The organism is Streptomyces sp. SPB162, assembly GCF_029504575.1.
Lineage (GTDB): Bacteria > Actinomycetota > Actinomycetes > Streptomycetales > Streptomycetaceae > Actinacidiphila.
In genome coordinates this window covers 494,807-521,506 of sequence record NZ_JAQFII010000002.1, presented here as the reverse complement: position 1 = coordinate 521,506, position 26,700 = coordinate 494,807, and the positions used below count along the sequence as shown (strand labels likewise).

Below are 26,700 nucleotides of genomic sequence, written 5' to 3'. Positions count from 1 at the left end.
GACGTTCCAGTTGAAAACCGGATAGTTCATGGGTTGTGCCAGGTTATGGGCGTTTCGTCGGTTGCTCGTTTCGCGAGGTTCGAGATCATCGCGATGCGGATCATGCTTTCGGAGTGTGCGGGTTTGGTCTCGTAGTCGCGGGCGAGGCGGCGGTGCATCATGATCCACCCGAAGCTTCGCTCGACGACCCAGCGCCTTGGGACCACGGAGAAGCCTTTGACCTGCTCGTTTCGTGGGACTACGTCGACGTCGATGCCGAGGGCGGCACCGTGCTCGATGGCCTTGGTCTTGTAGCCGGTGTCGACCCATGCCTTGGTGATCGTGGGGTAGTCCGTGGCGAGCTGGGTGAGGAGCTGTTTGCCGGCCTCGTTGTCCGAGACGCTGGCGGCGGTCACGATGACCAGCAGTAACAGACCGAGAGTGTCGACAGCGATGCTGCGCTTGCGGCCTACGATCTTCTTGCCGGCATCCGTGCCCTGAGTGTCGGTGGGGACGCTGGTCGCGGTCTTGACGCTCTGCGCATCGATCACGCAGGCGGTGGGCTCGGCGGTGCGTCCTGCCTGTTCACGGACCATCCGGTGCAGGTGGACGCCGAGTTTCCTGATGGTGCCGTCGACACTCCAGGCACTGAAGTAGCCGAACACGGTGGTGTGCGGCGGGAAGTCGTGCGGCAGGTAGCGCCACGGGACGCCGGTCCGGTTGAGGAAGAGGATCGCGTTCATGACTTCCCGCAGGTCAGTGACCTTGCCGCCGAGGTTGAGCGAGGTCTTCTGGCGCTCAACCCGCCAGGCCGTCAAGGTCGGCTCCATCAACGCCCACCGGGCATCGGAGAGGTCACTGAGGTACGGCAGGCGCGGCTGCGAAGAAGTCATGGTGATACTCATGCACGAGGTCTCCACCCGGGCATATCGCTCGATCGAGCGAGGCAAAAGCCGTATTCAGCGGGTTCTTCGAACCGGACAGGAGCTATCAGCTGGAACCGGGGCGAAAGGTGGGGTCACGCCTTCCGAAGCTGCTGCCGCAAAGCGCCTGTTCTGCCTGTATGCGGCTAATCCCGGCACGACAGAACCAGGTCAAACCATCACGTAAATGACACGAACGTCCTCTAAGAGGTCGTTTTCATCATAAGAGTCAGTTTTTAGAGCGTTTTATGCCCCTCGCTGAGGTGTTGATGGTGTGGACGTAGTGGCGGTTCTCAATGGTGAGGCCAGTGGTGTGTCAGATGGGGCGAAAACCTGCCTGCGCCTGTCTCATTCCAGGACGCCCGAGTCTGTCCCATGCTTCGGCATGGTGGGTTGCACGCCTGGGCGCACGCCCCCAGCAGCCGGTATGCCCAGTTCATGACGGAACGACGTGCGTATCCGAGTGACCTTTCCGATGCGCGGTGGGAGTTGATCGAGCCGGTGCTGTCCGCATGGCGCTTCGAGCGTCGCGGTCGGGCTCTGGACTTCGGCCGGCCTCCGCGGCATGACCTACGCGAGATCATGAACGCGATCCTCTACGTGGACCGCACCGGCTGCCAGTGGGCCTATCTCCCCCATGACTTCCCGCCGCATCAAAGCGTCTACGGCTACTTCGCCAGGTGGCAGAAGGACGGTGTCTTCGCCCAGCTCAACGGCCTACTCAGAGAGCTGGTGCGCCAACAGGAGGGGAAGAGCCCCGAGCCGACGGCCTGCGTGATCGACGCGCAGAGCGTCAAGACCTCGACCTCCGTACCCGCCACGAGCCAGGGCATCGACGCCGGCAAAAAGATCGTAGGCCGCAAGCGCAGCATCGTCACCGATACCCTCGGCCTGCTCTTGGCGATCCTGGTCACCGCGGCGGGCATCCAGGACTCCACCGCCGGGCAAACCCTTTTGAACCAAGTCGCCGCGGACCATCCGGGGTTGCGCAAGGTCTGGGTCGACGGAGGCTACCGCCGGCACCTGGTCGAACACGCCGCCACCCTTGGCATCGACATGGAAATCACCACTCGCACCCCCGGGACCAGGGGCTTCGCCCCGATCCCGAAGCGGTGGGCGGTCGAGCGCACCTACGGCTGGCTCATGCTCCACCGCCGCCTGACCCGCGACTACGAAACCCACTCCCACCGCTCCGAAGCTATGATCCACCTGGCCATGACCGACCTCATGGCCCGCCGCCTCACTGGCGAGAACACCATCTCCTGGCGCGACCCGACACCAGCACATCAAAGCCGCATCCTAGGATGAAACAACAGGATGAAACGACCTCTTATCGGAGGACGCGGCCGACCCGCTGGGGGTGCTGCGGGTGGAGGAGCTGGCCGCCGTCATGGCCCTGCACCGGCACCCGAAAGCCGTCGCCGCACGGGCGGAGAAGCGGTGGATGCAGCTGCACCGGGAGCTGAAGGCCGCCATTGACGCCGAAGGCTGGCCCGCCGCGAAGTAGGCCCGGGGATGTCACCGCCGGGTCGTAGGACTTCCGTATCCCATGCACGCTGGCGGTTCGGGCACCCTGGCCGTTGAGGGCCAGGGCACAACCTCGAGCCCGATCCGACTACGGGGTGGCTCCGTCGATGCTGCTCTGCAGCGCGTCCTGGCGGGCGGTGTTCGCGATCCGGATCGCCTCGAAGTAGTCGGCACCCGACAGGCGCGCGCACTCTGGGCTGGTTGCATCGCCGGTGTCTTCGCCGGCCTGGATTGCATCCGAGCACCTCTTGATGAGCTCGGCACGGTCAGCTGCGGCAGTGGTAGGCGGCGCTGTTGTCGATGGCGAGGCAGGATCTGGGTCGCTACCCGCCGTGCAAGCGGCGAGGGCAGCGGCGGCGAGGATGACGGTCGTAGCGATGTACCGGTGGTGCATGGACTCCTCCTCGTCAGGGCTTCGGCTCGCACGCAACCCCGTCGCCATCCCGGTCCAACCCCGACCGGTACCCGGGATCGCCGGCGAACAGGGGTGCCGCCCCGGCTGCCCGCGCCTCGTCGCAGTCACGGAAGTACGCGGGACCTTCAGGTGACGGGCTGCTTGATGGGGTTTCGGCGGGCGTGGGCGGCTCATCGGTGGGCGTCGGGGGCTGGCTTGGGGTGACGGGCTGCGTTGGCGTCTCGGTGTGCTCCGGACCCGCAGGCACGGTAGGGGTTGCCGGCCGGTCGGAAGTCGCGGCCGAACTTGATGGGCTCTGGGATGGGGCCTTCGTCGGGGCTGTGTCGACGCCGATGGCCTGCAAGATGACCCCCAGGTCGATGAAGGCCGCCACGAGTCCGAAGAGCCAGATGAGCAGGCGTTTCTTCCACGACATCCGCGGTCTGCGACCCGGGGGGTAGTCGGGCCGCGGCGGTGGCCATGGAGCGCCCATGATGGCTCCTCGCCTCGAGCGGGTGTCCTCTCTCAGGACAGCACGCGATGCCCGTGGCCGCACGGCGGGCGGTGGTCACGCCCGCCTGCACGACATCCCCGCGCCCCACCCGCTGCTGGATCCGCACGGCTTGCGCCCAGTCCTGCCGCAGCCGGGCCAGCTCCGCCAGTTCCCGCGGACCCCACGCCACCCGGCCCGCCGCGTACCGGCGCAGGGCGTCGTTCGCCTCGGCGGCAGACAGCGCGGCAGGGCCGGGCGGAAGAGTGGGGGGTCATGATCGCAGCTTTAGGGGGCGGTGTGACAGCCGGTAGAACGCGCCCGTGAACGGACTGTGACAGTCGCGGCCCGCAGCCGGTCGCACCGGTCCCATACGATGCCGCCATAATTCGCGCTGTGGGTTTCGACGTAGGTGAGTGCCTGGTGGATGAGACCCGGGAGTAAGGGACCTGGGCCGACTGGCTGGGCGTACCCGGCCACACGTTCGCCGCGATGTTCGGCGCCGTCATCGCGCAGGGCCGCGACTACCGAGACGTCGTCCAGGAGTTCGCCCCCGGCTTCGACCTCGCCGAGCAGCGTGAAGCCCGCGCCGCCGCCGGGCAGCCGGAGCACTTCGACGAGACGGATCTCTACCCGGACGTGCGACCTGCGTTGGCCGAACTGCGGACGGCCGGGCTGTGGCTCGTCATAACCGGCAACCAGACGGTCCGCGTCGGCGGGCTGCTCCGCGGGCTGTTCTCCGAGGACGTGAACCTGATCGGCACCTCGATGACTGGGGCGCCAGCAAGCCGAATCCCAGCTTCTTGGTCAAAGTCGCCGAGGTCGTCCCGTTCGAAGTCGAAGAGATCCTGTACGTCGGCGACCGCCTCGAACAACGACATCCGCCCCGCAGCACAGGCCGGCTACCTGACGGCGCTGATCCGCCGCGGCCCCTGGGGCACCGTCCAAGCCCACGACCCGGCGGCCGACACCATCCCAACCATGCGCGTCGACTCCCTCACGGACCTACCGGAGAAGATTGCAAAGTTCAACGCTGCAGCGCACTGACCGTCGTCGCCCCCCCTGTGCCTGCCGAAAATATCATCCGTGCAGGTCAAGCGGCATGTTGATACTCGTGGAGGATGCCGCCGAGTCGGTCGCGTCGTCGGATGTTGAGGTGGTTGGTCTGCTTCGGGTTGGCGGGCTGGGGTTGGAGTTGGTTCGAGGGGGCGGGTGTTGGCGATGCCTTAGTGGGGTCGGTGGGAGTTGTAGTGCACTTCGAACTCCCGTAGGGCGTGGAGCAGGTGGTGCTGGTTCCAGATCAGGGTGCGGTCGAGGAGTTCACGTCGGCAGGTCTGTACTCACCGTTCCATGATCGCGTTCAGGCGTGGTAGCCGAACGCCGCTGAGTACGATCTCGATGCCGGCGTCGTTGAGGATGGTGTCGAAAAGTTCGGGGAACTTCCCGTCCCGATCCCGGATCAGGAACTTCGCCCGGTGGCCGGCGTCCTCGAGGTCCATGGCGAGGTTCTTCGCGGCTTGCGTCACCCATGATGCGGTCGGGTGGGCGGTGGCGCCGAGGATTCGGATCCGGCGGCTGGCGTGCTCGATCACGGCGAAGACGTAGAGCCGCGCACCGGTCAGGGTGACGGTCTCGAGGAAGTCGCAGGCCAGCAGGGCATCGGCTTGGGAGCGGAGGAAGTCTACCGACGTGCTGGAGGCCCGCTCGGGCGCAGGGTCGATGCCGGCATCCTTGAGGACCTCCCACACCGTGGAGGCTGCTACTTTCACGTCCAGGACAAGAAGTTCACCGGGGATGCGGCGGTATCCCCGGTTGGGGCTCTCTCGGGCGGGCCGCAGTATCAGGAGCCGGATGGAGCGCACAGTTCGTGGTCTTCCCGGACGCTTCGGCCGGGAAATGACGGCGTGGCGACGTGCGACCAGGTCGCGGTGCCATCGGAGCACGGTGTCCGGGCGTATCAGCAGGCGCAGTCTCTGTAGTACGTCCCGTGGCAGCCGGTGCAACAGGGTGGCCATGAACGCACGATCACTCGCTGTGAACCGGACTCGCTCGTTGCCGAGCTGGCGCTCCAGCACCATGATCTGATGCCGCAGCGCGAGGATCTCAGCACCCCGCTCCCGATCGCTCATGGGGAGCAGGCGCAGCATCGCGAACGCGTTCGTCACGGTCAGGTAGGCCAGTCGCAGCAGCACAGCTGATCATCATTCTCGGGCATCCCCACCATGTCAGGGCCTTCGGGTTACCGCCCCTCCCCAGACCTGCCGTATCTCGCACACCCCGTCCCACCTGGGTGGATGGGGTTGTCGGCAGGGGCAACACCGGTGAGACCAGGCCTCTCAGGCGCCGCGAGCATCCTGTTCGCGAGTATCAGCGATACAGCGGCCAACGATGAGTTTGATCTTGATTGGCTAGCGCAAGGATCACTGGTCGGTGGACCACTTCACCATCCACCCGTCATTCTGTACTGAGATCACGGCCTCGCAGCGTGCGACCAGGGCACTGTTCGCTGTCGATGAGACGTCCCCGGATCGCTCGTAGCTCCGGTACAACAGCTCCAACTCCGCCGCGGTTCGGGAGAATTCCATCTGTTGGTAGTCGTACTTTGCCGCGGACCCGTGAGCGGTGACCGCCAGTGCGATCATGGCGCTGACTGCCACCCACTGGCCGGGCCACGACAGCCCCGTCACGCCAGCCAGCGCGGCTAAGAGCGCTCCGGCGGCACCCAGGGACTGCTCGGCCCTCCGGACTGAGGACGAGCGGCGCGCCATGAGCCGGAATCGAGGCCGATAGTAGGTCTCGACCTGTCCTTTGAGGCGTATGCGAACGTATGAGGCGATGTCTGTCACCTCGGGCAGCGGACGCGGCACCGCCGTCAAACCGTCCAGATAATGGAGTAGATCGCGGCCCTCCGCCCTGATGCGTTCCAGACGGCCTGTCAGCTCGGCGTCCGCCCCGGTTTGGTCGTAGGGCGCGGCCCCAGCCAGGCAGCTGTAGAGCTCGGACTTGATGGTTTCGCTGACGGACCGCAGCCGGGACCAGTCGCGCACCCGGTCGGTGGCGTAGCAGCGTCCGACCAGGGGAACGCCTGCGGCGGCAACGGCCGCGACGAAAGCCAGGATCTTTCCGGCTGTCACATGCGACCCGATGATCTCGCTGGCCAACGTTCCCGAGGTTCCTGCGGTGATACCGAGGACAAGGGCCCAGGCGCGGGCTCTGACGACTGAGGTCTTGATCTGGTCCGCGGCCTGCGACCAGACGCTTTGCAGACCCCACGCTTCAACGACCGGCGCACTGCCCCCCGGATCCTCCATGGTCACAGTGTAGGGAAAGCCGTTCGCCATAAGGGATTTTGTGAGAACTTCTTGATCGGGGCGGACCTGCGATGCACGCAGGAGCCGGGAGGGGATCATGTACACGGGCGGAAAACGGACGGGACTTGTCAAGTTCCCGGCAGCCCTCCCTCGTCTCGTCCCGATCGAATCTGCGGCGTGGGCAATCGCCTGTTGTCTGTCCTGGGCGGTGATGTATCCGGTTTTCGGCCCGGTGCTCGCACTCGGCGGAGCTCTCCTCGCGAGCTTGGCCACCGGCCCCTACGAGGAGTACGCGGTCATCTGGATCCGCACACGGTCCAGCGACCTGCGCGCGTCGTGGACTTGGCGGCAGTTTCTCGCGCCGCACAACGTCGTGGTCCACCTTGTGTTCATCCTCCTGCTCGTGTCAGTGGACCTCCTGCTCTGCGCAGCCCTCGGAGCACACTGGTTCTACCGCCCGGCCCTGGTGGTCCTGTGGGTCGGTTCCTTGGCTTCGGGTGGAGTGGTTCTCAGGTCGGAGGGCGCGCCGCCGCGGCAGCGAATTCCTGAACTGTCAATGGCACTGTGGGGACTTGGAGGGGCCATCGCTGTCGGATCCGTGGCCTACTTCGCCCAGCGGGCGGCCCTGCCGGTAGCGTACGGATCGCGGAGATATGGCCCTCCGCAGCAGGACGTGACCGATTGGTTCAGCTGGACTGCTGACCAGTGCTACGACAGTTTGTTCGGCCCGTCGTTCGAGGCGTCCTACTGGCCGCTGCTTGCCGCAGCGGCCGGGCTGGTAGCCGGGGGAATCTCGGCGGGCCTGGCCGCGTCCGCTTCCCACGCCGCCCGCTCCCGCAACCCGTTCGCCGACAGCGCGGACGATGCCGACCAGCATGCGCAGGTCGGTGCAGGAGCGATCTTCCTCAGCTATTCGCGGAGTGACAGCGATACGGCGTCGTCCGTTGTCGCTCGCCTTGAGGACAAGGTGCGCGCGGTCTGGGTGGACTGGCAGAGCATCAACCCGTCCGAGCAGTGGCGCCAGTCCATCGCGGACGCCATCCGCACCTCCGACGCCTTCGTCGTCCTGATCAGTCGTAATGCCCTGCGCTCCGTGTACTGCAGGGAGGAGTGTCAGCAGGCGATCGAGCAGGGCAAACGGGTTCTGCCAGTCGTCATCGATCCCGCCCTGTCAAGTGGCTGTACGGCCGCGATGCGAGAGGCCGGCTGGCAGGACCTCACGTCCTACCAGCGCCTGGACATGACGAGCAGTGATGATTTCGCTCACGCCATCCGGCAGATACTGGCCTTCACCCGGCAGGAGTTCCGCTGGGTGGCCGGCCACACCCGACTGGGCATCCAGACGCATGAATGGTGGAGAAGTGGCTTGAGCAGCGGATTCCTCCTGCGCAGGGACGAGCTGCGGGCAGCCCAGTGGCTCAGGGCCAACCGCCCCGAAGACCCCGACTTCCACGCCGATCTCACCGAACGCGAGTCGGCCTTGATCGACGTCAGCCGGCGCGCGGTGCGCCGCCGCACGCTGACGTTCCGGACCGGCGCAGTGGCAGTCGCGGTGGCCATGACCACGCTGAGTTCCCTTGTGGTGGTCGCGCAGACCGGGACGCAGACTCAGCATCGTGAGGCTGCTTCCCGTTCGCTGGCAGCGGAGGCCCTGCATACCCCGGGCGGGAATCTGTCGATGGCCGCACTGCTCAGCGCGGCCGCCTACCGAGAAGCCGACACGGTCCAGTCCCGATCCGCGATGGCCACAGTCCTCAAGCAGCAGAACCATTTGATGAAGATCCTCCCTGGGACCTCGGGACTCTCCTACAGCGTCGTGTTCAGTCCCGACGGTTCCCTGCTGGCCGTCGAGCGAACGGACCGTACCGTGCAGTTGTGGCGCACGGTCGGTTGGAGGCTGATCGGCACGCTTCCTGGGACGCTTCCAGCCAACGCGGAAAACGCGTTCACCGCGGACGGCACGCTGCTGGCGCTGGTCGACGGCAGCCGGCTCACGCTCACCCGGACCTCGACGATGCGGGTGACGTCATCTTTCGCCACCGGCTTCGTGCCGGGCGCGCTGGGGTGGTTCGGTGGTGTGAGCTCGGACGGCACCACCGCCACGGCATCGATAGCCGGCGCGCACTCCACGCTGGCGTGGAGTGTCTCCGACGGCCGCCGAGCCACCTTCGACCAGGACTGCGTGAGTCTGGGACGCTCGGACAGCGTGATGTGGTGCCTGGGTGCGGGCGGGCACAACACGTTGCGACACAGCACCGGTACCTGGACCCGCACTTTTCCGACCGCGTCCCGGCTCGTCGGATGGGCGGCAGGCGGAGAGGCCGTCATCAACACCGAGTCCGGCACCGCCCAGGTCGTACCGGTCGGGAGCAGCGGCACGCCCTGGACCCCCCGCCCAGGTATGTCCGCTCAGGCGCTGTCTCCCGATGGCGGGCGAGTGCTGCTGGTAGGGAAGGTCGCCAAGGAATACGCGGTGTGGGACTTGGTGTCACGCCGGAACCTCGGCCCGGTCATCGCTGACGCGCTGCAGGGCGCCAACCGGGACGTCAGCGGCCTCAGCGGTGACACCGCACAAGCAGCCGCCGCCGAAGCCCCTCGAACCCTGGGCATGGACTTGATCACCCGTAAGCGCGGGGTGCTGAGCACCGTCGACGATGACGCTGAGCCCGACAGTCCATACCTCGACCGCAGCGGCCGCATGGTCGCGGCGGTCGACACCAGCAGGGCCGTAGCCGTCTGGGATCGCGGCGCCCCCGGACACCTGGTGTCGGAGGTTGCCGTCCAGGGTCCGGCCTCGGGTGTGTGGGCGGTGTCCCCGGCTTCCGACATGGCAGCCGTGGCTTGCGTGGATCAACGGCTGCGGCAGTACGACACGGGGACCGGTGCCCCTGCGGGCGTCTCCACCCTCGCCGGTACGGCCAGTGGTGTCGCCTACAGTCCCGATGGAGAGCGGGTGGCTGTGGTCGAGACGGACAGCTCACAGCACTACTTCCTGGAGGTGTTCGCGTCGGCGACGGGCCGACGGATCGCCCGGCTGTCCAGCGCCAACATCCAGCTTCCCAAGGAGTATCCGATCGGAGTGCTCTTCTCGCCCGACGGGCGGAGGGTCTACCTCGGTCTGCACGAGAGCGGCTCAGTCACCGAATGGGATGTGGCAGGCCAACACATCGTCCGAACCTACGGGAACCTGATGGAGTCGGGCTTTGTGCAGTCGGTCCTCCTCAGCCCTGACGGCCGCTTCCTGAACGTTGTGGGTGTCGACGGCCGGCTACGCCAGTGGGACTCCGCCACGGGGCGGCAGACGTGGTCGACTGACAATGTCGGTCCTGCCACCGCGTATAGCCGTGACGGGTCAACTCTGTTGACCACCTCGGTGTCGGGAGAGACCCTGCGCGAGTGGAATGCGGTGACCCACCGATCAACACAGCTGGGTATCGACGTGAACTTCCCCGTCCGCGCGATGGCCATCTCCTCCGTAGCGGACATCGCCCTGCTCACCGACGCCGACAATGTCGTGCACCTGTGGGATCTGCGCCATCGCGGGGAAATCCTCCGGGCCGTGACCAGCACCACCATGCCGCCCGCCCTCGGCCCGGGTGGCACTCGGGCTGTTTCCCTGCACGACGGGACCGCCTTCGTGACCATATCCCTCGTTCCCGACCACTGGTACACCGCCCTCTGCGGGCAAAGCGATCTTCGACTTGCACCTGCGGATTGGGCCGTCGTAGCCCCCAAGCAGCGTTTCATCAGGGTGTGTTGATTCCCCTACTCCAAATGCGCTCGCACCCACCCCACGGGCGTCTGGCGATCCAACGGCACCAGCGCCAGTAACTCCGCTGCCCAGCGCGGCAAGCGTCGCTCTGGCAAGGGCACGAAGCACACCGGCGCGCAGCCGGCGTGGCGGAGGGCGCGGACCCGACATTCCCATTCCGCCGGGGAGCTGCGGCGCGAGTTGAGAGGCGGGCCACCGTGTGGGGCTCAAATATAGGATTTGGCCGCTGATCTGCGGGTTCGTCGTGTCGTCAGCTGGAGATCTGGTACTCGTTGATGAGTCCGCTGAGGACTGCCGTGCGCTGGACTCGGTGCTCGGCGAGGTCGATGGGGCGTGGTGGTCCGGTTTCGGCTTGTGATGGGCAGAGCTGGCTCAGGGCGCGGTGGGGCCGGTGCTCGTTGTAGTGCTTCAGGTAGCTGGTGAGGGTTCGGCGCAGGTGCTGTTCGTTGAGGATGAGCGTTTGGTCGAGGAGTTCGCGGCGTAGGGTGCCGATGAACCGTTCGCAGTGTGCGTTCGCTTTCGGGGCCTGGGGCGGGCTTTTCAGGACGCGCAAGCCGGCGTCGGTGAAGACGGCGTCGAAGGCGTCGCTGAACTGGCTGCCGCGGTCGCGGATCAGGAACTTCCGATTCGGGGTGTCCATGGTGTCCATGAGAAAGTTGCGGGCAGCCTGGGTTGTCCATGGGCCGGTTGGGTTGGCGGTGACGCCGAGCAGGTGGGCACGGCGGTTACGGTGTTCGAGCAGGACCAGGGCGTAGATGCGTGTGAGGTTGATGGTGTCGACGTGCAGGAAGTCGACGGAGACGATGTGCTCGGCCTGGGCTGTGAGGAACTGTTTCCAGGTGGGTCCGGTGCGGCGTGGGGCGGGGTTGACGCCGGCGTGGTTGAGGATGTTCCACACAGTGGATCCGGCTATCTTGTGGCCGAGGCGGGTGAGTTCGCCGTGTATGCGCCGGTGGCCCCATTCCGGGTTGTCGGCAGCCATGCGCAGGATCAGGGTTTTGACGGCCGTGGCCGTGGGCGGGCGTCCGGGTCGGCGGTGCTGGCTGTAGTCCCATTTCTTCGCGACGAGTTTGCGGTGCCAGGCCAGCAGGGTGGCTGGGGTGATCGGGAAGACCTGGGACCAGCGGCGGCGCGGTATCAGGTGCGAGAGCGCAGCGAACCACAGGCGGTCGGCTGGTTTGTAGCGCACGCGCGGGACCTGTCGGCGCAGGACGGCGTTCTCATGCCGCAGCGCCAGCAACTCCGCGGCCTTGGCAACGTCACGGCGTAGCAGTAATGCGGGCAGCGAGAGAAGGCGACGGGTTACGGCGTACACGGTGGACAAGATCACGAAACATGGTCCCAGGCGTGGTTGAGTCGCTGCTCACGGAGCCGGGATCCTCACAGCGACGGTATGCAGAGGCAGGCGGTGATTCGTGTTCTTGAGCCCCGCAGGCAAGGACGTGCCGTTGTACACCAAGTGAGACACCCCGAGCGCTGAACCGTCGCGCGTCGCAGCTGTGCGCCGTGCTCCTTTTCGCTGTGGTCTTCTCACTGGAACCGGTGTATCTCCATGTCCAGAACCTGGGTGGTAGTTTCCACCTGCCTGCCGATCGTTCTCCGCCGTTGCCACAGGTGCCCCTTCGGGCGCTTCCGGACGCACGGCACATTCCGCGTCAACGCCAACCACCAGCTCCTGGACGCCTGGCTCCCCGGCCTGGCAGCCGAACCGCTCCAGGACCCGGTCGTACGGCGCCGTGACCTGGGTGTCTCGGTTCGAGGTGACCGGCCGGCCTGGCAGTCGCCGTACGGTCTACCGTCGCACCGAGCGCACCGCGGCCGGTGGGCCCCCGTGCCGGGGGTGGCCAATCCTCGGCCGTCCACGCCGCGCGAATACTTGTGCGGCCGGTGCGTGTGATCGCCGAGGATGTCGGCTGTGCGAGCCGAGGTCGGCAGGCTGCTCCTGACATCAACGTCCAGACGCCTCGGAGCACGGTTGCCGACGGGTCATGTTGTCTGATGTAGGCATGCGGCCTTGAGTGGAGCGGGCTCGCGTCTCCATCCGGGGTTGCATCCGCCTGTCTCTCACGGGCGTCTCACGGACGAGTCGTCATGGAGCCGGAATGGTCGTCATGGTTGTCCTCGTAGAACGGGACCTGACCTGGGTTATCTGGACTGCACGGGACCAGTGATGACAGACCGTCAAGCTTGGTCGAACGCTGGGGGTCAAGGGGTCGCAGGTTCAAATCCTGTCGTCCCGACGGTGCTGAAAGCCCGCTGAGTTGGAGGAAAACTCCAGATCAGCGGGCTTTTTCGTGCTCGCGGAGTCGCTCAGCGGACGACCCTCAGATGCCGTCCCAGCGGCCCGGTTGGGACCACTTTGGGACCACCGGGAGCCATCTGGGAGTGGATCTTGGCTCCGCTGAGGTGAGCGGAGAGCGCGGCGCCGGCCAGCTCGATGGAGCGTCGGTCCGGGTGCAGGTACCGCTGCGTGGTGGTCAGCGACCCATGCCCAGCGATCTTGCGGAGCACGTGCAGCGGTACCCCGGCATCGGCCATCCACGTGAGCCCGGTATGCCGCAGATCGTGACGGCGCAGATGCTCGTGCCCCAACTTGATCACCACTTCATCCCAGTGGGTGGCGTCCCGGAGCACGGCCGTACTGATCCTCCCGCCGCGCGGACCGGTGAACAGCCGGGCCATCGGATCCTTCCCGACGACGTCGAGCCGGGCCGCGACCAGGTCCCGGATCTCCGGGATCAGCGGGACGGTCCGGCGGCGCTTGCCCTTGGTTCCCTTGTCGATCAGCCCGCCCGGTCCCGGCGTCGTCTGGCGGCATGCCTGCCAGGTCCATTCGTCCCGGTTGACGTCCTGGACGCGGACTCCGGACACCTCGCCGATCCGAGCGGCGGTGCACGCCGCGTACTTCACCACGTCGCCCCAGCCGGCGAACCCATCGGACGAGCGCAACACCAGGGCCGTCGACAACTTGTCCAGGGCATCCCAGTCCGGAAGCGCCAGCGACCGCGGATCGTCCAGCTCGTCTTCCGCGCGCTTGTACTCCTGCTGCCAGCCCACGATTCGCGCCGGGTTCACGTCGATGATCCCGTCCCGCACCGCCTGCTCCATCACGCGAACCAGGACGGCGAGACTGTTCTTCACGGTCGACTTGCTGCACTCCTCAGCGATCCACCCGTGCACCGCGCGGTCGACCGCGCCATTGGTGATAGCGGTGACGGCCACATGCCCGAGGGTGGGCACGACCCGCAGGCGCCAGCCAGCCCGGTAGGGATCCATGGTCTTGGCCTCCAGCCCACGCATGGCGAGCGTCCATTCCTCGGCTCCGTACTCAGCCAGGGTCGAGGTCGCCGTAGCGGGATCGACACCACGGCTCGCGGCCCGCTGCATGCGCCCGATCCACGCCTGAGCCTTCTCCTCAGTCGGCAGCATCTCGGAGCGCGACAGGCGCCGTTTCGTCGTGGGATCGAACCAGCGCACGCGGGCCCGGAACGGGTTGGGGAAGCCGGCGCGGTACTCCACATCGGTCGAGAGCTTTACACCGAGGGGCGGTGACGTCTCACCCATCAGGCAGCCCGCATGGGCACGATGCGGCGCGAGGAGAGCCAGGTCTGCACGTCCGGCACGCTGTAGAGCGTGACGCGCGAAGTCAGGCGCACGAACGGCGGCCCTTGCAGCGGGGTAATCGTGCGCCAGCGACGCAGCGTTGAGGAGTCGACACCGATCAAGTCAGCCACCTCGTCCGTGGTGTACCAGCCACTGTGCAGCAGATCCGGCACCGTGGTCCCCGAACTGTCCAGGACCGGCGAGAGGGATCCGTTTCCTACGGCACTCAGCAGTTCTGCCACCTGCGCCAATGTCAGTAGTCGGCTCATGACCATTCCTTTCCAGCGTTCTTCGCTTCGTTCAGGGCTTCGCGAGCGGTCTCGCGATTGATGCGCAGGTCCCGGGCAACGCTTGCGGCGAGCAGCGACTCACCGGGGGAGTGGCCTTGGCCGGAGTACTGCCAGTCGGCCATGACGAACACGGTCGGGTCGTGGGTGTAGTCGGGCAGGTCGAGGGCTTCGCGTTGTTGGGCGGCGCGGTAGTCGGCACGGACGGGCTGGCGTAGTGCGCCGAGGGTCGTGGAGTAGCGGCGGGACTTGGACGAGAAGTGACCGCGGAACCCGAGCATGTGCGCCCAGGCAAGAAGCTTGCGGTCGGGGAAGACGCGGTCGAGGTCAAAGCAGGTTTCGATGAGGCGGCGAGCGTGCGGCGGGACGCCGAGGAGATCGAGGGCTTCGAGGTTGCCGACCCGACGGTCAACGGTGCCGGTGGACTCGGCGGCTTTGGTGGCGTACTTCGCGACGTAGGCGGCAACGGTCTGTTCGCTTACGTCCTCCCCGGCACTGAAAGCCCGGATGGGTCGGATGTCGAGCTGGGTTCCCCAGCGGAGGGTCCATGGGTCGGGGTATCCGGCATCGGGTTCGGCCGGCACGGTGATGGTGGTGTACCGGTGGACGGCCGCAGCCCGGAGGCAATCGGACAGGAGATCAGTGGTGGCCCAGGCAGGTGGCGGATCTTGGCCCTCAGGCCCGTCAAGGCGGATCACAGCGTGGAGGTGGACGGCGCCACGCTCCTGGAACTCGGCGACCTTGCCGTAGGAGACTCGTGCGACCTCGGACAGCTCACGTCGCGTGATCCCGGCGCGGGCAGCCAGCTCGCGGCGCAGACGGTTGACGAAGCGATGCCACAGGTCGCCCGCATGGTTGTTGAAGAGCACGGCGCCCGCGTAGTCGTAGGTGTCCGGGTTGAGCGGGGTGCCCAGCAGCTCATCCGTTTGGGGGTGGGTGACGCCGCAGCGGCAGCGGCCGGAGTCGGGCCGGTTGTGGACCGGGCCGAACGACGGCGCGGTGAGCGTGGCGAAGACCCGTGGATGATCGCGGACCGTGCCGGGAACATCCTTGGACTCGTCGCCCGCGAGCCCGGCGCGGATCAGGTGGTAGGTGTCGGCGGCGTAGACCGTGGCGCATGGTTCGCAGCGCGAGGCCCGGCGGTTGCCGCAAGCCAGTCGAAGCCGTCCGCCCGGCTCGTCGGCGGTGGAGTAGGTGTGGAGGGTCTGGCCGGTGGTCCGGTCGCTGGTGCGGGTGAACCCGCGCAGGTGGATGGGGTTGGCGCAGCCTCCGGTGCGGGTGACTTGGTGGTGCCAGCGGTGGAAGTCCGGATCCCCGGCCACCGTGAGCAGGTCGCCCCAGGTGGCCGGGTCCAGGCCCGCGAGGGTCGCGGTGTCGGTCACACGCGCCCCCGGTCGAGGTCGGTGCCGGTGACGGTTTCGACAAGGGCGGACAGGAGGATTTCCGCGACGGGCGGGGTGACGGCGTTGCCGTACTGGCGGACCTTCTCCCGCTTGGTACCCAGCACCGTGTAGGTGTCGCGGAAGGCCATCGCGCGGCCGATCTCGGTGGGCTCCAGCATTCGGAACAGCACGCTGTCCAGGTCCACCGCGGTCCGCACCAGGGCGTAGCGGTCGCGGGTGGACAGGGTGCCGATCGGTTCGGCAACGGTCTTGGCGGTGCCGGTCCGGTAGTACGGGACCAGTGGGTGATCCGCCGAGTCGGCGGAGGTGACGAGCCCGTGATGGTTACCGGAGGCGGTGACGGTCGCGAGCGTATCGCTGACGGGTCGGGCGTCGGAGGAGCCGCCGCGTAGTTCGGCGATGAACGGCAGCCAGGCCAGCCCGGTCTCGTTACGGGCGGTCTGGGTACGCAGCGGGTCGGCGGCCGGCGAAGCGTACTTGCCGTCCCGCCCTTCCGCGGGGACCAGCAGCGGCGGCACGGCCAGGGCGTCGTTCTCGGTGGTGGTGCGGGTGGGCATCGGGTTGGTGACCGGTACCGCAGCATCGCGCCAGGTACCTCCGGCCGGGACGGTCACGGGCAGCGCGTAGCGGTCCAGTCCGGCTTGGATGCGGGCGAGGGTCTTGGGTGACAGGCCCTTGGGTCGATCCCCGATGGGGTTCCGGACAGCGCCCAGTCGATGGCGGTTGCGGCCGGGTGCACGACCGGTTCCACGATGGCGTTGCGGCACGCGGTGTTGGGGCAGCGGTAGGTGTACTGCGAGCGGTAGCGACCCATGTCGCGGCGCAGGTTCTTGAACGCCTGCACGGCCCGAACCGTGGTCTGGCAGGTCGGGCACCAGGCCGACGGCCGCAGCCACTTGTCCCAGTCCGGGGTCCGGCCCAGCGAGCGGCACCAGTAGGCGAGGTAGAGGCGGTCGCGGGACTGCGGCGCGAAGGCCGTCCGAACCGGGGTGGCGTGCATGGAGTTCAGCGCGATCAACTTCGTGTCGTAACCCAGGAGGCGGATCCGGTCGCGCCAGGACTGCCACAGGTCCCAGGCCCGCACGTCGATGACGTTCTCGACCACACCCGCCAGGACCGGACGCCCGCGTGCGGCGCAGGATTCGAGGTACCGCGGTACGTCCCACATCAGGGCGCGGGAGCGGTCGGCGGCCGGGTCGGGCAGGGTCTCGCCGAACAGGTCGGGCTGCCTGTCGAAGTCGCGCTGCTTGCCGCGTGCGTTGGACCACTGCGGGCACTCCGGGGAGGCCCAGAACAGGTCGGCGGCGGGGAAGCCGGGCACGTCGGCGGCGTGCAGGTCACCCTGGAAGTGGTCAACGGTCGGGAAGTTCACCGCGTGGGAGGCGATTGCCCGGTCCCAGTGGTTGGCGGCCAGGATCGGTTGGATGCCGGGGACCTGGGAGGCGCCGAAGGAGGAGCCGCCCAGTCCGGCGAAGAAGTCGACGTAGGTCAGCACGAGACACCTGCCGACACCGACAGGCGGACCGGCCGGCGGGCGGGGGTGGTGCCGGTTCCGTTGCAGGCCCGGCAGTCCACCGTGATCGTGGTGCGCTGTCCGTTCGGCTGACGAGTGCCGGTGGTGATGGCGACGACGGGGAAGCCGTCGCAGTCCGGGCAGATCGGGGGCGAGGAGAGGTTGGGGGTGGGCATGATGGGTGTTCTCCTTGTCGGTCTTTCGGGATGGGCGAGGGTGGGGCTCCCGGGGCGGCGGATACTTGGCGGTAGAGGCCGCCCCGGGGGTCGGGCTGACGGCGGTGGGTACGCGGGGTGGAATGGGCCGGCCAGGAGGTCGGCGGGGCCGCGCTAGAACGGCGGGTCCTCGACGTGCGGGCCGGACTCGACCACGTCTTCGTTCCCGGGAGCCGGGAGGAACTGGCGGTCGAACAACTCCCCAAAGGGGCCCGCGTTCCGGCGAGATGAGCCCTTGGCCTGGTACATCGCGCGATCGGCGGCCGCCAGGGCGTTCGACAGAGTCGGTACGGGCAGGTCAGCCAGGCGGCAGTAGCCCACCGAGGCCCAGACCGGGATCAGGTCGTCCGCGTACGGGACGGGCTCGTTCAGCGTCTCGATCAGAGCGGCCACAGCGCCGTTGACATCGAGGTCGGTGGCGATGGCGACGAATTCGTCTCCGCCCAGGCGGCCGGCGGTGCCGTTGCGGTGGCACCAGGTGGCCAGGCGGCGGCCGGTCGTGGCGATCACGGCGTCCCCGGCGGCGTGGCCGTGGGTGTCGTTGATGGACTTGAAGTCGTCCAGGTCGATCAGCAGGATCAGGGCACCGGGGGCGCGCTGGATCAGGCGCCGGGCGGCGGTGGTCCATCCGGCGCGGGTGAGCAGTCCGGTCAGGGGATCGCGGCGGGCAGTGGCCAGACGGCGGCCCAGGAGAGTGCTGTGAACGGCCCAACCGAGTGCGGGTAAGACCGAGGCGGCGGCGATGGGGTCCATGGCTGGTGTGTCCTCTCAGTGGTTCGGTTCGGCGGTACGGCGGCGGGCCATGAGCGCGGCGAGGCCGCGTCGGTCGATGGGCTGGGCGCCGGCGCGCAGGGCGGCGGCGCGTTTGCCGGGGGTGATGTCGTAGTGCCAGCGGTGGTCGCCCGAGTGCTGGAACCACGAGCGCTTGAGGCCAATCCCAGCGGCGAAGGTGTGCAGTTCTTCGCGGGTGTCGGCGGTCAGGTGGGCCCACAGGGTGGTGCGTAGACCGGCCATGCGGGCGATGGCCCCGTAGTCGGTGATCTCATCGACGTAGACGGCCATGGTCAGCGCCTCCGGGTCTGACTGGTGAGCAGCGAGCACAGGACGACGGCGCAGACCGCGATGGAGGCGGCGGTGACGGCGACGGCCAGGAGCAGCGAGACCAGGACGGCGCCGATCACGAGGACCGCGGCGACGCCACCGCCGACGACGGCGACCAAGCCGGCCGGGGTGAGCCGGACCGCCGGGCGGGGCGGGACCGTGGCGGGTGTGGTGGTCGGGTGCTGGCAGGCGCAGGACGTGTGCGGAGCAACGGCCGGAACCGGGGCGGTGTGCTGCGGGGTGGTGAAGGTGGCGGTGGGCATGGTCGGGATCTGCGGTCGGAGCATGACGGGACTTCCTTTCAGGTCAGGGCTGGGTGGTCGGGGTGACGACGGTGACGCCGGTGGTGGTGCCGGATTCGATGGCCGGGGCGAGGAAGCTGTTGGCGAGGAGGAATCCGCCGATCAGGAGGACGATCACGAGCCACATGGGTGGGCGGGCGAGTTTGTAGCCGAGGTAGCCGACGACGGCGATGGCGAGCCAGAACGGCACGGAGACAGGCATGGGAGGCGGTCCTTTCCGGGGTCAGCGGACGCGGCAGCGGTGGGTTCGGGCGGCCAGCGAAGCGGCGGCGCGGTTGGAGTAGTCCGAGGACCAGCCGCAGCCGTCGTTGGTGCAGGCGGCGGCGTGCCGGGTGCGGCCGAGGTGGTCGCGGTAGGTGCCGATCTGGACCGGGCCGACGTGGGAGACGGAGTGGAAGTTCTCGTTGCGGGCCATGAACGGTCTGTCCTTTCAGGTGAGTTGGGCGGCGATGGACTGGGCGAGCGGAGCGGGGACACCGAGACGGGCGGTGAGGGTGTCGAGGTCGATCGGGGTTCCGGTGGCTGTCAGGTGGTCGGCGGCGACTTTGCGGGCATGAGCGACCAGGCCCGGAGCGGGAACGGGAGCCGGAGGCAGCGCCGGAGCAGGCTCCGGGGCGGTGACCGCTTCCCGGACCGGTTCGAGGTCGAGGCCGATGGAGGGTTCGGGGTCGCAGTCAGCCGGCACGAGTGCTTGCGGTTCGGCCCGGGGCAGCGGGTTGTGGGCGAGGAAGGTTCCGCCGAGGAAGGCCAGCGCGGGCCAGCCGGCGACGAGGATCCGCAGCCAGTCGGGCACCTGGTCCAGGTCGAGGAGTCCGGCGGTGGCGACGTTGGCGCCCAGCGAGGCGACCAGGGCGACGGCGAACCAGATCCACGCCGACCGCGCCGGGCTACCAGCCGCTCGAAGGGTCCGCAGGCGGTGCCAGGCAGCGACCAACAGCAGATCGACGCTGATCGGGTAGGCCCAGGCTTTCCAGCCGTGTTGTCCGGCGGCGTTGGCGATGTCGTGCAAGTGGGCGAAGGACAGCGCGCCGGCGATGACCGCCTGCACCAGGACCGCATCGGGTCGGATCGGAAGACGCATAACCGTTCACTCCCTTCAAGGGGTTGGGGTCCGGGGCCGGGCGGGGAGCAGGTCCAGCCACCCGGCACCAGGGATCGAAGGATCAGGCCTGGCCGGAGCCGAAGCAGGTCAGACACATCCCGACCTGGTGGTCCTCGGTGATCCGTTGCTTGCGGCCGACCTTGACCGGGATGGCGACCTCACCGGTGCCCTTGCAGACCAGGCACTTCGGAGCGGCCTTGACGGCTGTACGGGCAGCCATGACGGTCACCGGTCCTTGAGGGCGTCAGCGCGAGCACGAGCGGCGCGGGCGACCTCAGCGGTCTCGGTGTCGCCGGGCTGGGAGGCGGCGATGCGCTCCAGGAGGCCGGCCTTGCGGTCCATCACCTCGGACTCGTTGCCGTGCCCCTTACGCAGGGCGCGGACGTCTCGCAGAAGCCTGGCGATTTCGGATGCGGTCGGTTCGGACATGACGGGCACTTCCTTCCGGCATCGGGCATGGGCGGGGTAGGGACCTGGCGCGAAGGTGGTCACGCCGACCGGTGGGGAGGGGGTGCTACTCGGTGACCGGGCGGGGCCGGGGCTTGATCAGCGACGGCGGGCCAGCGGTGACGAGCGGGGGCAGCACGGGCCGGAAGGCTGCCAGTTCCGGCAGGTCCGGGGTCAGGTGCGCGGTCTCGTTGCAGGCGGTGACGGCCTGGCGGAGGGTGGTGTGCGGGGCGCGGGTGCGGGACCAGCCACCGGCGGTGTCGCCGACGATCGCGACGCCAGGCAGCTCGGCAGGGATCATCGTGGCGGCGAGGACGGCTTCGGGAGAGATGTCGGCGAAGGCCATTTTGGCTGAACCCTCGTCGTTGACGCGGTGGCAGACGCGGCCGGTCAACTGGGCCCGGAGCATGGTCACTCCATCGCCGAGTTCGGAGCCGAAGCGCTGCCCGCATACTTCCACGTAGATTCCGGCGGCGCGTCCGAGCTGGACCAGGGAGATCAGGGCGGTCATGATCCGCTCGCGGCGCTTCTTCTGTGAAGGTGAGGAGATCAGCAGTAGCTCGGCTACTTCGTCGATGAACAGCACCACCGGCACCGGCCGCAGGTGTTCGGGCAGGCCCCAGATGTCGGAAGTGATCTCCGCATCCGGGGTGTCCGCGCTGATCCGCTGCTCACGTCGGATGAGCTGGAAGGCGTCTGCCATCAGGCCGACTAGGGCTTCCAGGAGGTCAGCGGCGCTGTCGGGGTTGTCGGCCAGGGCGGAGAAGCGGCGGGCCAGCGGACCGAGTTCGACGCCTTGTTTGCAGTCGATGCCGACCAGGGCGACCGGTTGGGCGCTCAGCTCGGTGACCAGGTTCCGCTGGTAGACCGACTTCCCCGACAAGGTGGCGCCCAGCTCCAGGCAGTGCGGTACCTGCCGGAAGTCCCGGTAGTGCACCGACCCGTCATCCACCATCGCCACCGGTACCCGCAACAGATCGCGGTCCGTCTTGGCGGGTATGACGACCTGGTGCAGTACGTCATACCCGGTCATCCGGACCTCGACGACGCCCGCCTTGATCTCGCGGGAGGTCACGCCGTACATGCGGAACGAATGCCGCAGCCGGTCAGTCGAGGCGGACACATCGAAGGCGTCCTGACCCGGGCGGAGCCTCAGCCGCAGCACCAGCCCGGTGCGGGTGACCCGGGTCCGCAACAGACGCGGCGGACGATTGGGCGGCACCTCCCGGCGGGCCATCCGCGCCAGGACCAGCCGGATCCGGGACGGCGGAACAGTCAGCCCGCACGCCTCCATCACCGAGCCGTAGGTGAACGCGATCCGCACCAGCGCCACCAAGGCACCGAAGGTCATCCAGTACCAGGCCGGACGCTTCGACCGAAGCAGCACCACCCCGGCGACCACAAGCGCCAGCAGGACCAGGACTAACGTCCCCCGCATGGCGATCAGCCCTTGACGTTCGAGGTAGCCGGCGAGATTGCGGTGACCGCAGCGGCGCGGAAGGCGATCCCGTGCCGCTTCGTGCCGTTGAACTCGTTCTCCCACGGCCGAGCCACCAGACCCGTCAGCGCCACCAGCGTGCCCATGACCAGCTCACCAGTGATTCCCGACTCGACCACCGTCACCGTCATGACCTCGGCCTCACCATTGGCCACGAACATCACGTCCACCGTCTTCAGCGGCTGACCAGTGTCGGTGTCCACGGCGACCAGGCCGGTCTTCTTGTCCTTCATCTTCGTCTGCGGAGGCTGCGCCACCATCACGGTGGCAGCGGAGATATCTACGGGAATCTGACGCATGTCGGACGCTCCGGGGTTTGGTCCTGATGGAGTGCCGGTCTCTCCGGCAACATCAGGAAACCGCCTCAGGTGGTGGACGCATCACGGCCCGTATGGACGCTTAGGGACGTCTGATGTGTCGTCAAAACGTCCCTGCGTCCTAGGAGTTGGCACGGCATGGCCAATGAACGTTTACGCGCGACGATCGCAGCCAATGACCACACCATCCAGTCGCTTGCCGATCATGTCGGCGTAGACCCCAAGACGGTCGAGCGCTGGATCACCACTGATCGAGTGCCGCACCGGAATCACCGATGGAAGACCTCGAAGTTCCTTGTAGTCGATGAGGTCTATCTATGGCCATCCGTGGAGCCGCAGGCCAAGACCGCCAGCACGGCCGAACTGGTCACGTTCTATCCCAACCGCGGTGCCGTCCCGGCGCACCTCTGGTCGTCCCTCATCGACAACGCGACCAGCCAGGTTGAGATTCTGGTGTACGCAGGGCTGTTCCTCTTCGACACTCACCCTGAGCTCTCCGACGATCTCGCTGACAAGGCGACGGCGGGTGCACAGGTCCGCATCCTGCTGGGTGACCCGGACTCCGAGATGATCCTCCGACGGGGCGAGGAGGAGGGAATTGGAGACAACCTCGCCTCACGCGCGAGGATCACCCGCAGCTACCTGCGGTCAGCGGTCGGAACTCCTGGCTTGGAAGTTCGGCTACACGACACGATCCTCTATAACTCGATCTACCGCTTCGATGACGACGTGCTGGTCAATCCCCACGTCCTCGGAGCGCCCGCCGGGCAGAACCCAGTGCTGCACTTCCGCTACGTCCCAGGCGGTCGCACGTTCCGGCACTACATGAAGAGTTTCGACTACGCGTGGGAGCGCGGCCGGCCGGACGGCGGCTGAGCATGCGAGGCTTGAGGCATGGCGCGAGTTGACTACCTCAATGATCCGCACGCTCCGCAGGCGAACAGCATCGTTCCCTCGGTGACCGTCGTCGCTCTCAACGATGCGGGGGCGCTGCTACTTGTCCACAAGACCGACAACGACCTTTGGGCGCTGCCCGGAGGTGGTGTGGACGTCGGCGAATCCGCGTCGAACGCAGCACTACGGGAGACTCGGGAAGAGACCGGAATCGACATCGAGGTGACAGGGCTGGTCGGCATCTACACCAATCCAGCCCACGTGATCGCCTATGACGACGGCGAAGTACGTCAGCAGTACTCGACCTGCTTCACTGCGCGCATCGTCGGTGGCGACCTGCACACCAGCAGCGAGACCAAGGAAGTGGCATTCGTCGAGCTGGACCGGTTGGACTCCCTCAACATCCATCCGTCGATGAGACTCCGCATTGACCACGGCCTGGCCCAACGGAACGAGCCCTACATCGGTTGATCGGCGCGTTCCAGGCGCGTACGCACACGTTCGGTGGCGGCTGCCAGGTAGGGCCGAGCCTTGCTGATCGCGTTGTGTACCTCGGTGCCGGGCGCGTACCTGTCGAGGATTTCGTCAATGCGGGTATCGAAGTCGAAAGACTCACCAGCCGGCCCCGTGGTCATGTCCGCGCAGATCAGCGCATCCAGCAGCGGGGAGTCTTCCCGTTCGTACGTCGCCAGCTCTGCCGACAGTCCCCGCTGTTCCGCCTCGAAGGTTGCCCCGGAGTGGTGAGCGACCAGGCAGACCAACCGTCGCGGTGCGTCGAGGGATTCGAGGTGACGCGCTCCGTCGAGTGGGTGGAACCCTGTAGCCCGAAGCTCGGTCGCATACCCCAGGTCATGCAGCCAGGCCGCAGCCTCAAGCAGGTCTCGTTCGTCCTCAGGCACGGCTGCCGCGATCTGCCGAGCGCGCTCCGCTACCGCCTGCGTGTGTAGCCAGCGATTCCCCAAGGGAGGTAGGAACGCCTCAGCAAGTTTGGCCGCGCCGGATGGACTGTCCACACGTGAAGGCACCATGAAGGCCACGGTAGCCCAGCGCCCGGACGCCCTCCCAGAACCTCGGCGCCTCAACACCCTTGGGGACAGAGTTTCTCTACTAGATCAAGGCTCGCTGCGCTCGCTGCCCGGCTGCGCTGCCGGGCAGGGGAGGGCGTGTCAGATCGTTGCCAACCCAGCCGCCGAAGCGACGCCAGGCAGCACGGGCGGGCCCTTCGCCGCTGCCCACAACGCGACCGAGTGACCCCCAGCAGGAAAGCACCACCACCGCGGCACTCCTCGACCTCCAGGACCAGGCACCCGCAGGACAAGCACCTCGGACAGCGGCCAACCACAATCCCGGGCCTCCAGGGTCTGCAAGGCAGTCTTCTCTCAGAGAGATCAGGGCCGCGCACAGCGCGGCGGCGCCGGACGACGTCCGGCGCGGCCTCGCCTCCATGTCTTCGCCACCGGCGGACCGCGCCGGCCGCCGTCCGCGCCCACAAAGTGGGGAAAGCACAGGTCCGGGACAAGGGGCGGACCACACCACAGCATCACCCGCCCACCAGGTTCGAGACCGCATTGAGCAACACCACAAGGGCCACTCGGCCACGTTGCGGGCAGCGGCGAAACCCACCCGACCAGCCAGGCAGCACGCGGCCCGCCGATCACGTCCCACCCACAACCCGAGATCAGAGCCGGACAGCAACGCGCCTGCCCGCCGACCAGGTACAGGCAATGCCTCCGGCGGGGGCGCTCCGACTCTGGGATGGCGGAAACCCGGACGGCGACCGCGGGCCGTTCGTGGTGAAGGTGGGAGCTGCCATCCCGTCCACCGTCGTCCCAGGCAGAGCCGAGCAGTCGCGGCCCAGGGCGTCAAGGTCGTTCGTACAGTGGCGCGCTCCACCTTGACGCCCTGAACCACGCCCGCTCCACGAAGTGTGGGACGACGGCAAACGGGATGGCAGCCAGGAGCATCGTGGCGAAGGCACCAGCCAATCCGCGCCGCTGACCTCGTGCCACACTCAGTGAGCGCGGGTTCGAGGGCGCACCTAATTCGGGAGAGTAAATGGCCCCACGCCTTCGACGGCTTGGCAGCGGCCTCATCACCTGTATCAGCATAGTTTGGTTCGGCTATCAGGCCGTCAACCGCGAGGGCATGCTGCGCGCCTTCTCCATCCTTGTGTTGATCATTGGTGGGATAACGGCTACGGCCGCGGTCCTCGATCGTTTGCGCCCTCGACCGAAGCGACGCCGAGCACGAGAGCGCGACGCCGATAGCTGATGATCCGCGCCCGTGCCCTTCCCGTGCCCGATCTCTCGGGAACTCACGGGGAACCACGGTCACCGGCAGGAAGCACGCATGAGAGCGGCCCCCGACCGATTTCCCTGGTCGGGGGCCGACTTGCTGTCTCTGGCTGCGGAGGATGTGAGATTCGAACTCACGGTGGCATCGCTGCCACGACGGTTTTCAAGTCCGATCCGATTACGCGATCTTCCAAACTGGTGCTACAGGCGCCGCGCTCCGACACTTGCCTGGGCCAGCACGGACGGTTGCCAACGCGGTAGGTGGAGTCTCAAGGTCAGGACAGCTGGACGACAGCGCACGTGGGGCCGTGCGGCGATCGACTTTCACAGTCCATGTTCCCGCCGGCAGTTTCGGCGATGATCTGGATTCCCCAGGCATTCTGGGGAGCAGCGAGCGACATGCTGACCACGTGGTCGATATTGCCCTTGTCGTTGGGTCTGAGGCTGACACTGTAGATGTTGGCCCTACCGGGGAGATCGGTCTGTTTTGCGTCTACGGCGGTCACGTAGACGTCGACGCTTGCCCATCGGTCAACACCGTCCGCGTGGAGGTCGAAGCTCAGCCTCCGATCGGATTTCGGCCCGTCGAGCTTGAGGTTGACCAGTGTCGGACGCCCGTTCCCGCTTGCTGCATGGGCTGCGCCGACAACTGCAACGCTCAAGGCCACCATGTAGAAGATGACACCAAATCCCAGGAGACCGGTCTCCCAGGCGTTGCCTCGCCGCGTGGGATGGATGAGCAGGGCAACGATGCTGCAAACGATGGCGAGGATGGCGCTGAGCGCAGCCACATAGATAGGCCACGGCTCATTGTTGAGGGCGACGACCACGATATCGCTCGTTAACCCCAGCGCAGTCATGGCCCCGGCCACTGTGACGAGGGCGCCAGCAAGGATCTTGGCGACATCGTCGAGGCGCTTTCCGATCCTGGCCTGGACGTCATCGAGCGTGAGAGGCTCCTGGTCACTGCCTGGCTGCGTCACCTGTTCATGGTAGAGAAAGCCGAGCGGATTGTGGCGCACCCGCGCGCATAGAGGCTCGCATGTATACCCCCCTAGGCATGGGCGCAGCGGTGACCACACCGACGTCGATGGTGATCATGCGACACCTTCGCAGGCGCGGCGTATTTTTGCGGGGTGGCGGGAGGCGGGGGGCGCGCATCAGGCAGCCTGAGCTGCGGGAACCCCTGGGACGCCATCGGCCTCCGGAGCCAGTGCAGTACAGCAGCGTTGAGGCACCCGCCGGCACGCGGGTGCGATGATGGCCGCATGGAAGACGTGCAGTTGCCAGCCGGATGGAGCCATCAGCAGATTCGCGATCGTTCCGGC

At 67.3% G+C, this 26,700-nt stretch carries 28 protein-coding genes and 2 pseudogenes; 6 read left to right on the top strand and 24 right to left on the bottom strand.

Annotation, left to right across the window (positions count from 1 at the left end; translation table 11 throughout):
* Positions 1-26: 26 nt before the first annotated feature.
* A complete protein-coding gene (locus M2266_RS32250; protein WP_277441410.1) occupies positions 27-872 on the bottom strand; it encodes an IS5 family transposase in 846 nt (281 codons plus the stop codon).
* A 468-nt stretch (positions 873-1,340) separates the two neighbouring features.
* Between M2266_RS32250 and M2266_RS32245 the strand changes: the two genes are divergently transcribed.
* Together M2266_RS32245 and M2266_RS32240 are read left to right on the top strand one after the other, a co-directional pair.
* Positions 1,341-2,210, top strand: coding sequence for an IS5 family transposase (locus M2266_RS32245; protein ID WP_277441810.1), 870 nt, complete (start codon positions 1,341-1,343; stop codon positions 2,208-2,210).
* Positions 2,211-2,271: 61 nt separating this feature from the next.
* Complete coding sequence (locus M2266_RS32240) at positions 2,272-2,409, top strand: hypothetical protein (protein WP_277441809.1); 138 nt, start codon at positions 2,272-2,274, stop codon at positions 2,407-2,409.
* A 108-nt stretch (positions 2,410-2,517) separates the two neighbouring features.
* Here the strand turns inward: M2266_RS32240 and M2266_RS32235 are convergent, their stop codons facing one another.
* Both M2266_RS32235 and M2266_RS32230 read right to left on the bottom strand, forming a co-directional pair.
* Positions 2,518-2,823, bottom strand: a complete 306-nt coding sequence (locus M2266_RS32235) for a hypothetical protein (protein WP_277441808.1) — start codon at positions 2,821-2,823, stop codon at positions 2,518-2,520.
* A gap of 13 nt (positions 2,824-2,836) precedes the next feature.
* Positions 2,837-3,259 carry an excalibur calcium-binding domain-containing protein gene (locus M2266_RS32230; RefSeq protein ID WP_277441807.1) on the bottom strand — a complete coding sequence of 141 codons (423 nt, stop codon included), beginning with the start codon at positions 3,257-3,259 and terminating at the stop codon, positions 2,837-2,839.
* A gap of 438 nt (positions 3,260-3,697) precedes the next feature.
* Here M2266_RS32230 and M2266_RS32225 point away from each other — a divergent pair.
* Positions 3,698-4,360, top strand: a pseudogene (locus M2266_RS32225) (HAD family hydrolase).
* 46 nt (positions 4,361-4,406) lie between these two features.
* On the opposite strand, the pseudogene M2266_RS32220 reads toward M2266_RS32225, so the two are convergent.
* Positions 4,407-5,505, bottom strand: a pseudogene (locus M2266_RS32220) (integrase core domain-containing protein).
* Positions 5,506-5,733: 228 nt separating this feature from the next.
* Positions 5,734-6,723: a DUF4231 domain-containing protein gene (locus tag M2266_RS32215; RefSeq protein WP_277441833.1), complete on the bottom strand. Its 990-nt coding sequence runs from the start codon at positions 6,721-6,723 to the stop codon at positions 5,734-5,736.
* Between M2266_RS32215 and M2266_RS32210 the strand changes: the two genes are divergently transcribed.
* A complete protein-coding gene (locus M2266_RS32210; RefSeq protein WP_277441806.1) occupies positions 6,722-10,384 on the top strand; it encodes a toll/interleukin-1 receptor domain-containing protein in 3,663 nt (1,220 codons plus the stop codon). The two genes, M2266_RS32215 and M2266_RS32210, sit on opposite strands and share 2 nt — an antisense overlap.
* A gap of 262 nt (positions 10,385-10,646) precedes the next feature.
* Here the strand turns inward: M2266_RS32210 and M2266_RS32205 are convergent, their stop codons facing one another.
* The 17 genes from M2266_RS32205 to M2266_RS32120 form a co-directional block, all read right to left on the bottom strand.
* Positions 10,647-11,711, bottom strand: coding sequence for an integrase core domain-containing protein (locus M2266_RS32205; protein ID WP_277441805.1), 1,065 nt, complete (start codon positions 11,709-11,711; stop codon positions 10,647-10,649).
* A gap of 995 nt (positions 11,712-12,706) precedes the next feature.
* Positions 12,707-13,960, bottom strand: a complete 1,254-nt coding sequence (locus tag M2266_RS32195; protein ID WP_277441804.1) for a site-specific integrase — start codon at positions 13,958-13,960, stop codon at positions 12,707-12,709.
* Positions 13,960-14,268, bottom strand: a complete 309-nt coding sequence (locus M2266_RS32190; protein WP_277441803.1) for a helix-turn-helix domain-containing protein — start codon at positions 14,266-14,268, stop codon at positions 13,960-13,962. Before M2266_RS32190 ends, M2266_RS32195 begins: the two co-directional genes overlap by 1 nt.
* A complete protein-coding gene (repSA, locus tag M2266_RS32185; RefSeq protein WP_277441802.1) occupies positions 14,265-15,668 on the bottom strand; it encodes a replication initiator protein RepSA in 1,404 nt (467 codons plus the stop codon). The genes M2266_RS32190 and repSA overlap by 4 nt, the downstream gene beginning before the upstream one ends.
* Positions 15,665-16,303, bottom strand: coding sequence for a DNA cytosine methyltransferase (locus M2266_RS32180; RefSeq protein WP_277441801.1), 639 nt, complete (start codon positions 16,301-16,303; stop codon positions 15,665-15,667). The genes repSA and M2266_RS32180 overlap by 4 nt, the downstream gene beginning before the upstream one ends.
* Complete coding sequence (locus tag M2266_RS32175) at positions 16,300-17,184, bottom strand: DNA cytosine methyltransferase (protein ID WP_277441800.1); 885 nt, start codon at positions 17,182-17,184, stop codon at positions 16,300-16,302. The genes M2266_RS32180 and M2266_RS32175 overlap by 4 nt, the downstream gene beginning before the upstream one ends.
* Positions 17,178-17,378 (bottom strand): hypothetical protein, encoded by a 201-nt coding sequence (locus M2266_RS32170; protein WP_277441799.1) that lies wholly within the window; start codon positions 17,376-17,378, stop codon positions 17,178-17,180. The genes M2266_RS32175 and M2266_RS32170 overlap by 7 nt, the downstream gene beginning before the upstream one ends.
* 153 nt (positions 17,379-17,531) lie before the next feature.
* Complete coding sequence (locus M2266_RS32165) at positions 17,532-18,170, bottom strand: GGDEF domain-containing protein (RefSeq protein WP_277441798.1); 639 nt, start codon at positions 18,168-18,170, stop codon at positions 17,532-17,534.
* 15 nt (positions 18,171-18,185) lie between these two features.
* Positions 18,186-18,479: a DUF4031 domain-containing protein gene (locus tag M2266_RS32160; protein ID WP_277441797.1), complete on the bottom strand. Its 294-nt coding sequence runs from the start codon at positions 18,477-18,479 to the stop codon at positions 18,186-18,188.
* Between the two features lie 2 nt (positions 18,480-18,481).
* Positions 18,482-18,805 carry a SpdD-like protein gene (locus M2266_RS32155; RefSeq protein ID WP_277441796.1) on the bottom strand — a complete coding sequence of 108 codons (324 nt, stop codon included), beginning with the start codon at positions 18,803-18,805 and terminating at the stop codon, positions 18,482-18,484.
* A gap of 19 nt (positions 18,806-18,824) precedes the next feature.
* On the bottom strand, positions 18,825-19,022 hold the full coding sequence (locus tag M2266_RS32150; protein WP_277441795.1) for a hypothetical protein: 198 nt from the start codon (positions 19,020-19,022) through the stop codon (positions 18,825-18,827).
* A 21-nt stretch (positions 19,023-19,043) separates the two neighbouring features.
* Entirely contained in the window at positions 19,044-19,235 is a 192-nt protein-coding gene (locus tag M2266_RS32145) for a mobile element transfer protein (RefSeq protein ID WP_138357770.1), read from the bottom strand.
* A gap of 15 nt (positions 19,236-19,250) precedes the next feature.
* Positions 19,251-19,901 (bottom strand): DUF2637 domain-containing protein, encoded by a 651-nt coding sequence (locus tag M2266_RS32140; protein ID WP_277441794.1) that lies wholly within the window; start codon positions 19,899-19,901, stop codon positions 19,251-19,253.
* Positions 19,902-19,983: 82 nt separating this feature from the next.
* On the bottom strand, positions 19,984-20,142 hold the full coding sequence (locus M2266_RS32135) for a hypothetical protein (RefSeq protein WP_277441793.1): 159 nt from the start codon (positions 20,140-20,142) through the stop codon (positions 19,984-19,986).
* Positions 20,143-20,147: 5 nt separating this feature from the next.
* The gene (locus tag M2266_RS32130; RefSeq protein WP_277441792.1) at positions 20,148-20,351 is read right to left on the bottom strand and encodes a hypothetical protein; all 204 of its coding nucleotides are present in this window, start codon (positions 20,349-20,351) and stop codon (positions 20,148-20,150) included.
* Positions 20,352-20,436: 85 nt separating this feature from the next.
* Entirely contained in the window at positions 20,437-21,807 is a 1,371-nt protein-coding gene (locus M2266_RS32125; protein ID WP_277441791.1) for an FtsK/SpoIIIE domain-containing protein, read from the bottom strand.
* 5 nt (positions 21,808-21,812) lie between these two features.
* Positions 21,813-22,166, bottom strand: a complete 354-nt coding sequence (locus M2266_RS32120) for a hypothetical protein (protein ID WP_277441790.1) — start codon at positions 22,164-22,166, stop codon at positions 21,813-21,815.
* Between the two features lie 156 nt (positions 22,167-22,322).
* Here M2266_RS32120 and M2266_RS32115 point away from each other — a divergent pair, with 156 nt between their 5' ends.
* On the top strand, positions 22,323-23,060 hold the full coding sequence (locus M2266_RS32115) for an XRE family transcriptional regulator (RefSeq protein ID WP_277441789.1): 738 nt from the start codon (positions 22,323-22,325) through the stop codon (positions 23,058-23,060).
* 18 nt (positions 23,061-23,078) lie between these two features.
* Positions 23,079-23,549: an NUDIX domain-containing protein gene (locus M2266_RS32110; protein ID WP_277441788.1), complete on the top strand. Its 471-nt coding sequence runs from the start codon at positions 23,079-23,081 to the stop codon at positions 23,547-23,549.
* Here M2266_RS32110 and M2266_RS32105 read toward each other — a convergent pair.
* A complete protein-coding gene (locus M2266_RS32105) occupies positions 23,537-24,106 on the bottom strand; it encodes an HD domain-containing protein (protein ID WP_277441787.1) in 570 nt (189 codons plus the stop codon). The genes M2266_RS32110 and M2266_RS32105 overlap by 13 nt on opposite strands.
* Before the next feature lie 1,541 nt (positions 24,107-25,647).
* Entirely contained in the window at positions 25,648-26,355 is a 708-nt protein-coding gene (locus M2266_RS32100; protein ID WP_277441786.1) for a hypothetical protein, read from the bottom strand.
* Between the last annotated feature and the right edge of the window lie 345 nt (positions 26,356-26,700).

Excerpts from the sequence above, each read along its gene's own strand:
- M2266_RS32250 (WP_277441410.1), bottom strand. The coding sequence starts at position 872 with ATGACTTCTTCGCAGCCGCGCCTGCCGTACCTCAGTGACCTCTCCGAT.
- M2266_RS32245 (WP_277441810.1), top strand. The coding sequence starts at position 1,341 with ATGACGGAACGACGTGCGTATCCGAGTGACCTTTCCGATGCGCGGTGG.
- M2266_RS32235 (WP_277441808.1), bottom strand. The coding sequence starts at position 2,823 with ATGCACCACCGGTACATCGCTACGACCGTCATCCTCGCCGCCGCTGCC.
- M2266_RS32230 (WP_277441807.1), bottom strand. The coding sequence starts at position 3,259 with ATGTCGTGGAAGAAACGCCTGCTCATCTGGCTCTTCGGACTCGTGGCG.
- M2266_RS32210 (WP_277441806.1), top strand. The coding sequence starts at position 6,722 with ATGTACACGGGCGGAAAACGGACGGGACTTGTCAAGTTCCCGGCAGCC.
- M2266_RS32215 (WP_277441833.1), bottom strand. The coding sequence starts at position 6,723 with ATGATCCCCTCCCGGCTCCTGCGTGCATCGCAGGTCCGCCCCGATCAA.
- M2266_RS32195 (WP_277441804.1), bottom strand. The coding sequence starts at position 13,960 with ATGGGTGAGACGTCACCGCCCCTCGGTGTAAAGCTCTCGACCGATGTG.
- M2266_RS32190 (WP_277441803.1), bottom strand. The coding sequence starts at position 14,268 with ATGAGCCGACTACTGACATTGGCGCAGGTGGCAGAACTGCTGAGTGCC.
- M2266_RS32170 (WP_277441799.1), bottom strand. The coding sequence starts at position 17,378 with ATGCCCACCCCCAACCTCTCCTCGCCCCCGATCTGCCCGGACTGCGAC.
- M2266_RS32165 (WP_277441798.1), bottom strand. The coding sequence starts at position 18,170 with ATGGACCCCATCGCCGCCGCCTCGGTCTTACCCGCACTCGGTTGGGCC.
- M2266_RS32160 (WP_277441797.1), bottom strand. The coding sequence starts at position 18,479 with ATGGCCGTCTACGTCGATGAGATCACCGACTACGGGGCCATCGCCCGC.
- M2266_RS32155 (WP_277441796.1), bottom strand. The coding sequence starts at position 18,805 with ATGCTCCGACCGCAGATCCCGACCATGCCCACCGCCACCTTCACCACC.
- M2266_RS32150 (WP_277441795.1), bottom strand. The coding sequence starts at position 19,022 with ATGCCTGTCTCCGTGCCGTTCTGGCTCGCCATCGCCGTCGTCGGCTAC.
- M2266_RS32145 (WP_138357770.1), bottom strand. The coding sequence starts at position 19,235 with ATGGCCCGCAACGAGAACTTCCACTCCGTCTCCCACGTCGGCCCGGTC.
- M2266_RS32140 (WP_277441794.1), bottom strand. The coding sequence starts at position 19,901 with ATGCGTCTTCCGATCCGACCCGATGCGGTCCTGGTGCAGGCGGTCATC.
- M2266_RS32135 (WP_277441793.1), bottom strand. The coding sequence starts at position 20,142 with ATGGCTGCCCGTACAGCCGTCAAGGCCGCTCCGAAGTGCCTGGTCTGC.
- M2266_RS32130 (WP_277441792.1), bottom strand. The coding sequence starts at position 20,351 with ATGTCCGAACCGACCGCATCCGAAATCGCCAGGCTTCTGCGAGACGTC.
- M2266_RS32125 (WP_277441791.1), bottom strand. The coding sequence starts at position 21,807 with ATGCGGGGGACGTTAGTCCTGGTCCTGCTGGCGCTTGTGGTCGCCGGG.
- M2266_RS32120 (WP_277441790.1), bottom strand. The coding sequence starts at position 22,166 with ATGCGTCAGATTCCCGTAGATATCTCCGCTGCCACCGTGATGGTGGCG.
- M2266_RS32115 (WP_277441789.1), top strand. The coding sequence starts at position 22,323 with ATGGCCAATGAACGTTTACGCGCGACGATCGCAGCCAATGACCACACC.
- M2266_RS32110 (WP_277441788.1), top strand. The coding sequence starts at position 23,079 with ATGGCGCGAGTTGACTACCTCAATGATCCGCACGCTCCGCAGGCGAAC.
- M2266_RS32105 (WP_277441787.1), bottom strand. The coding sequence starts at position 24,106 with ATGGTGCCTTCACGTGTGGACAGTCCATCCGGCGCGGCCAAACTTGCT.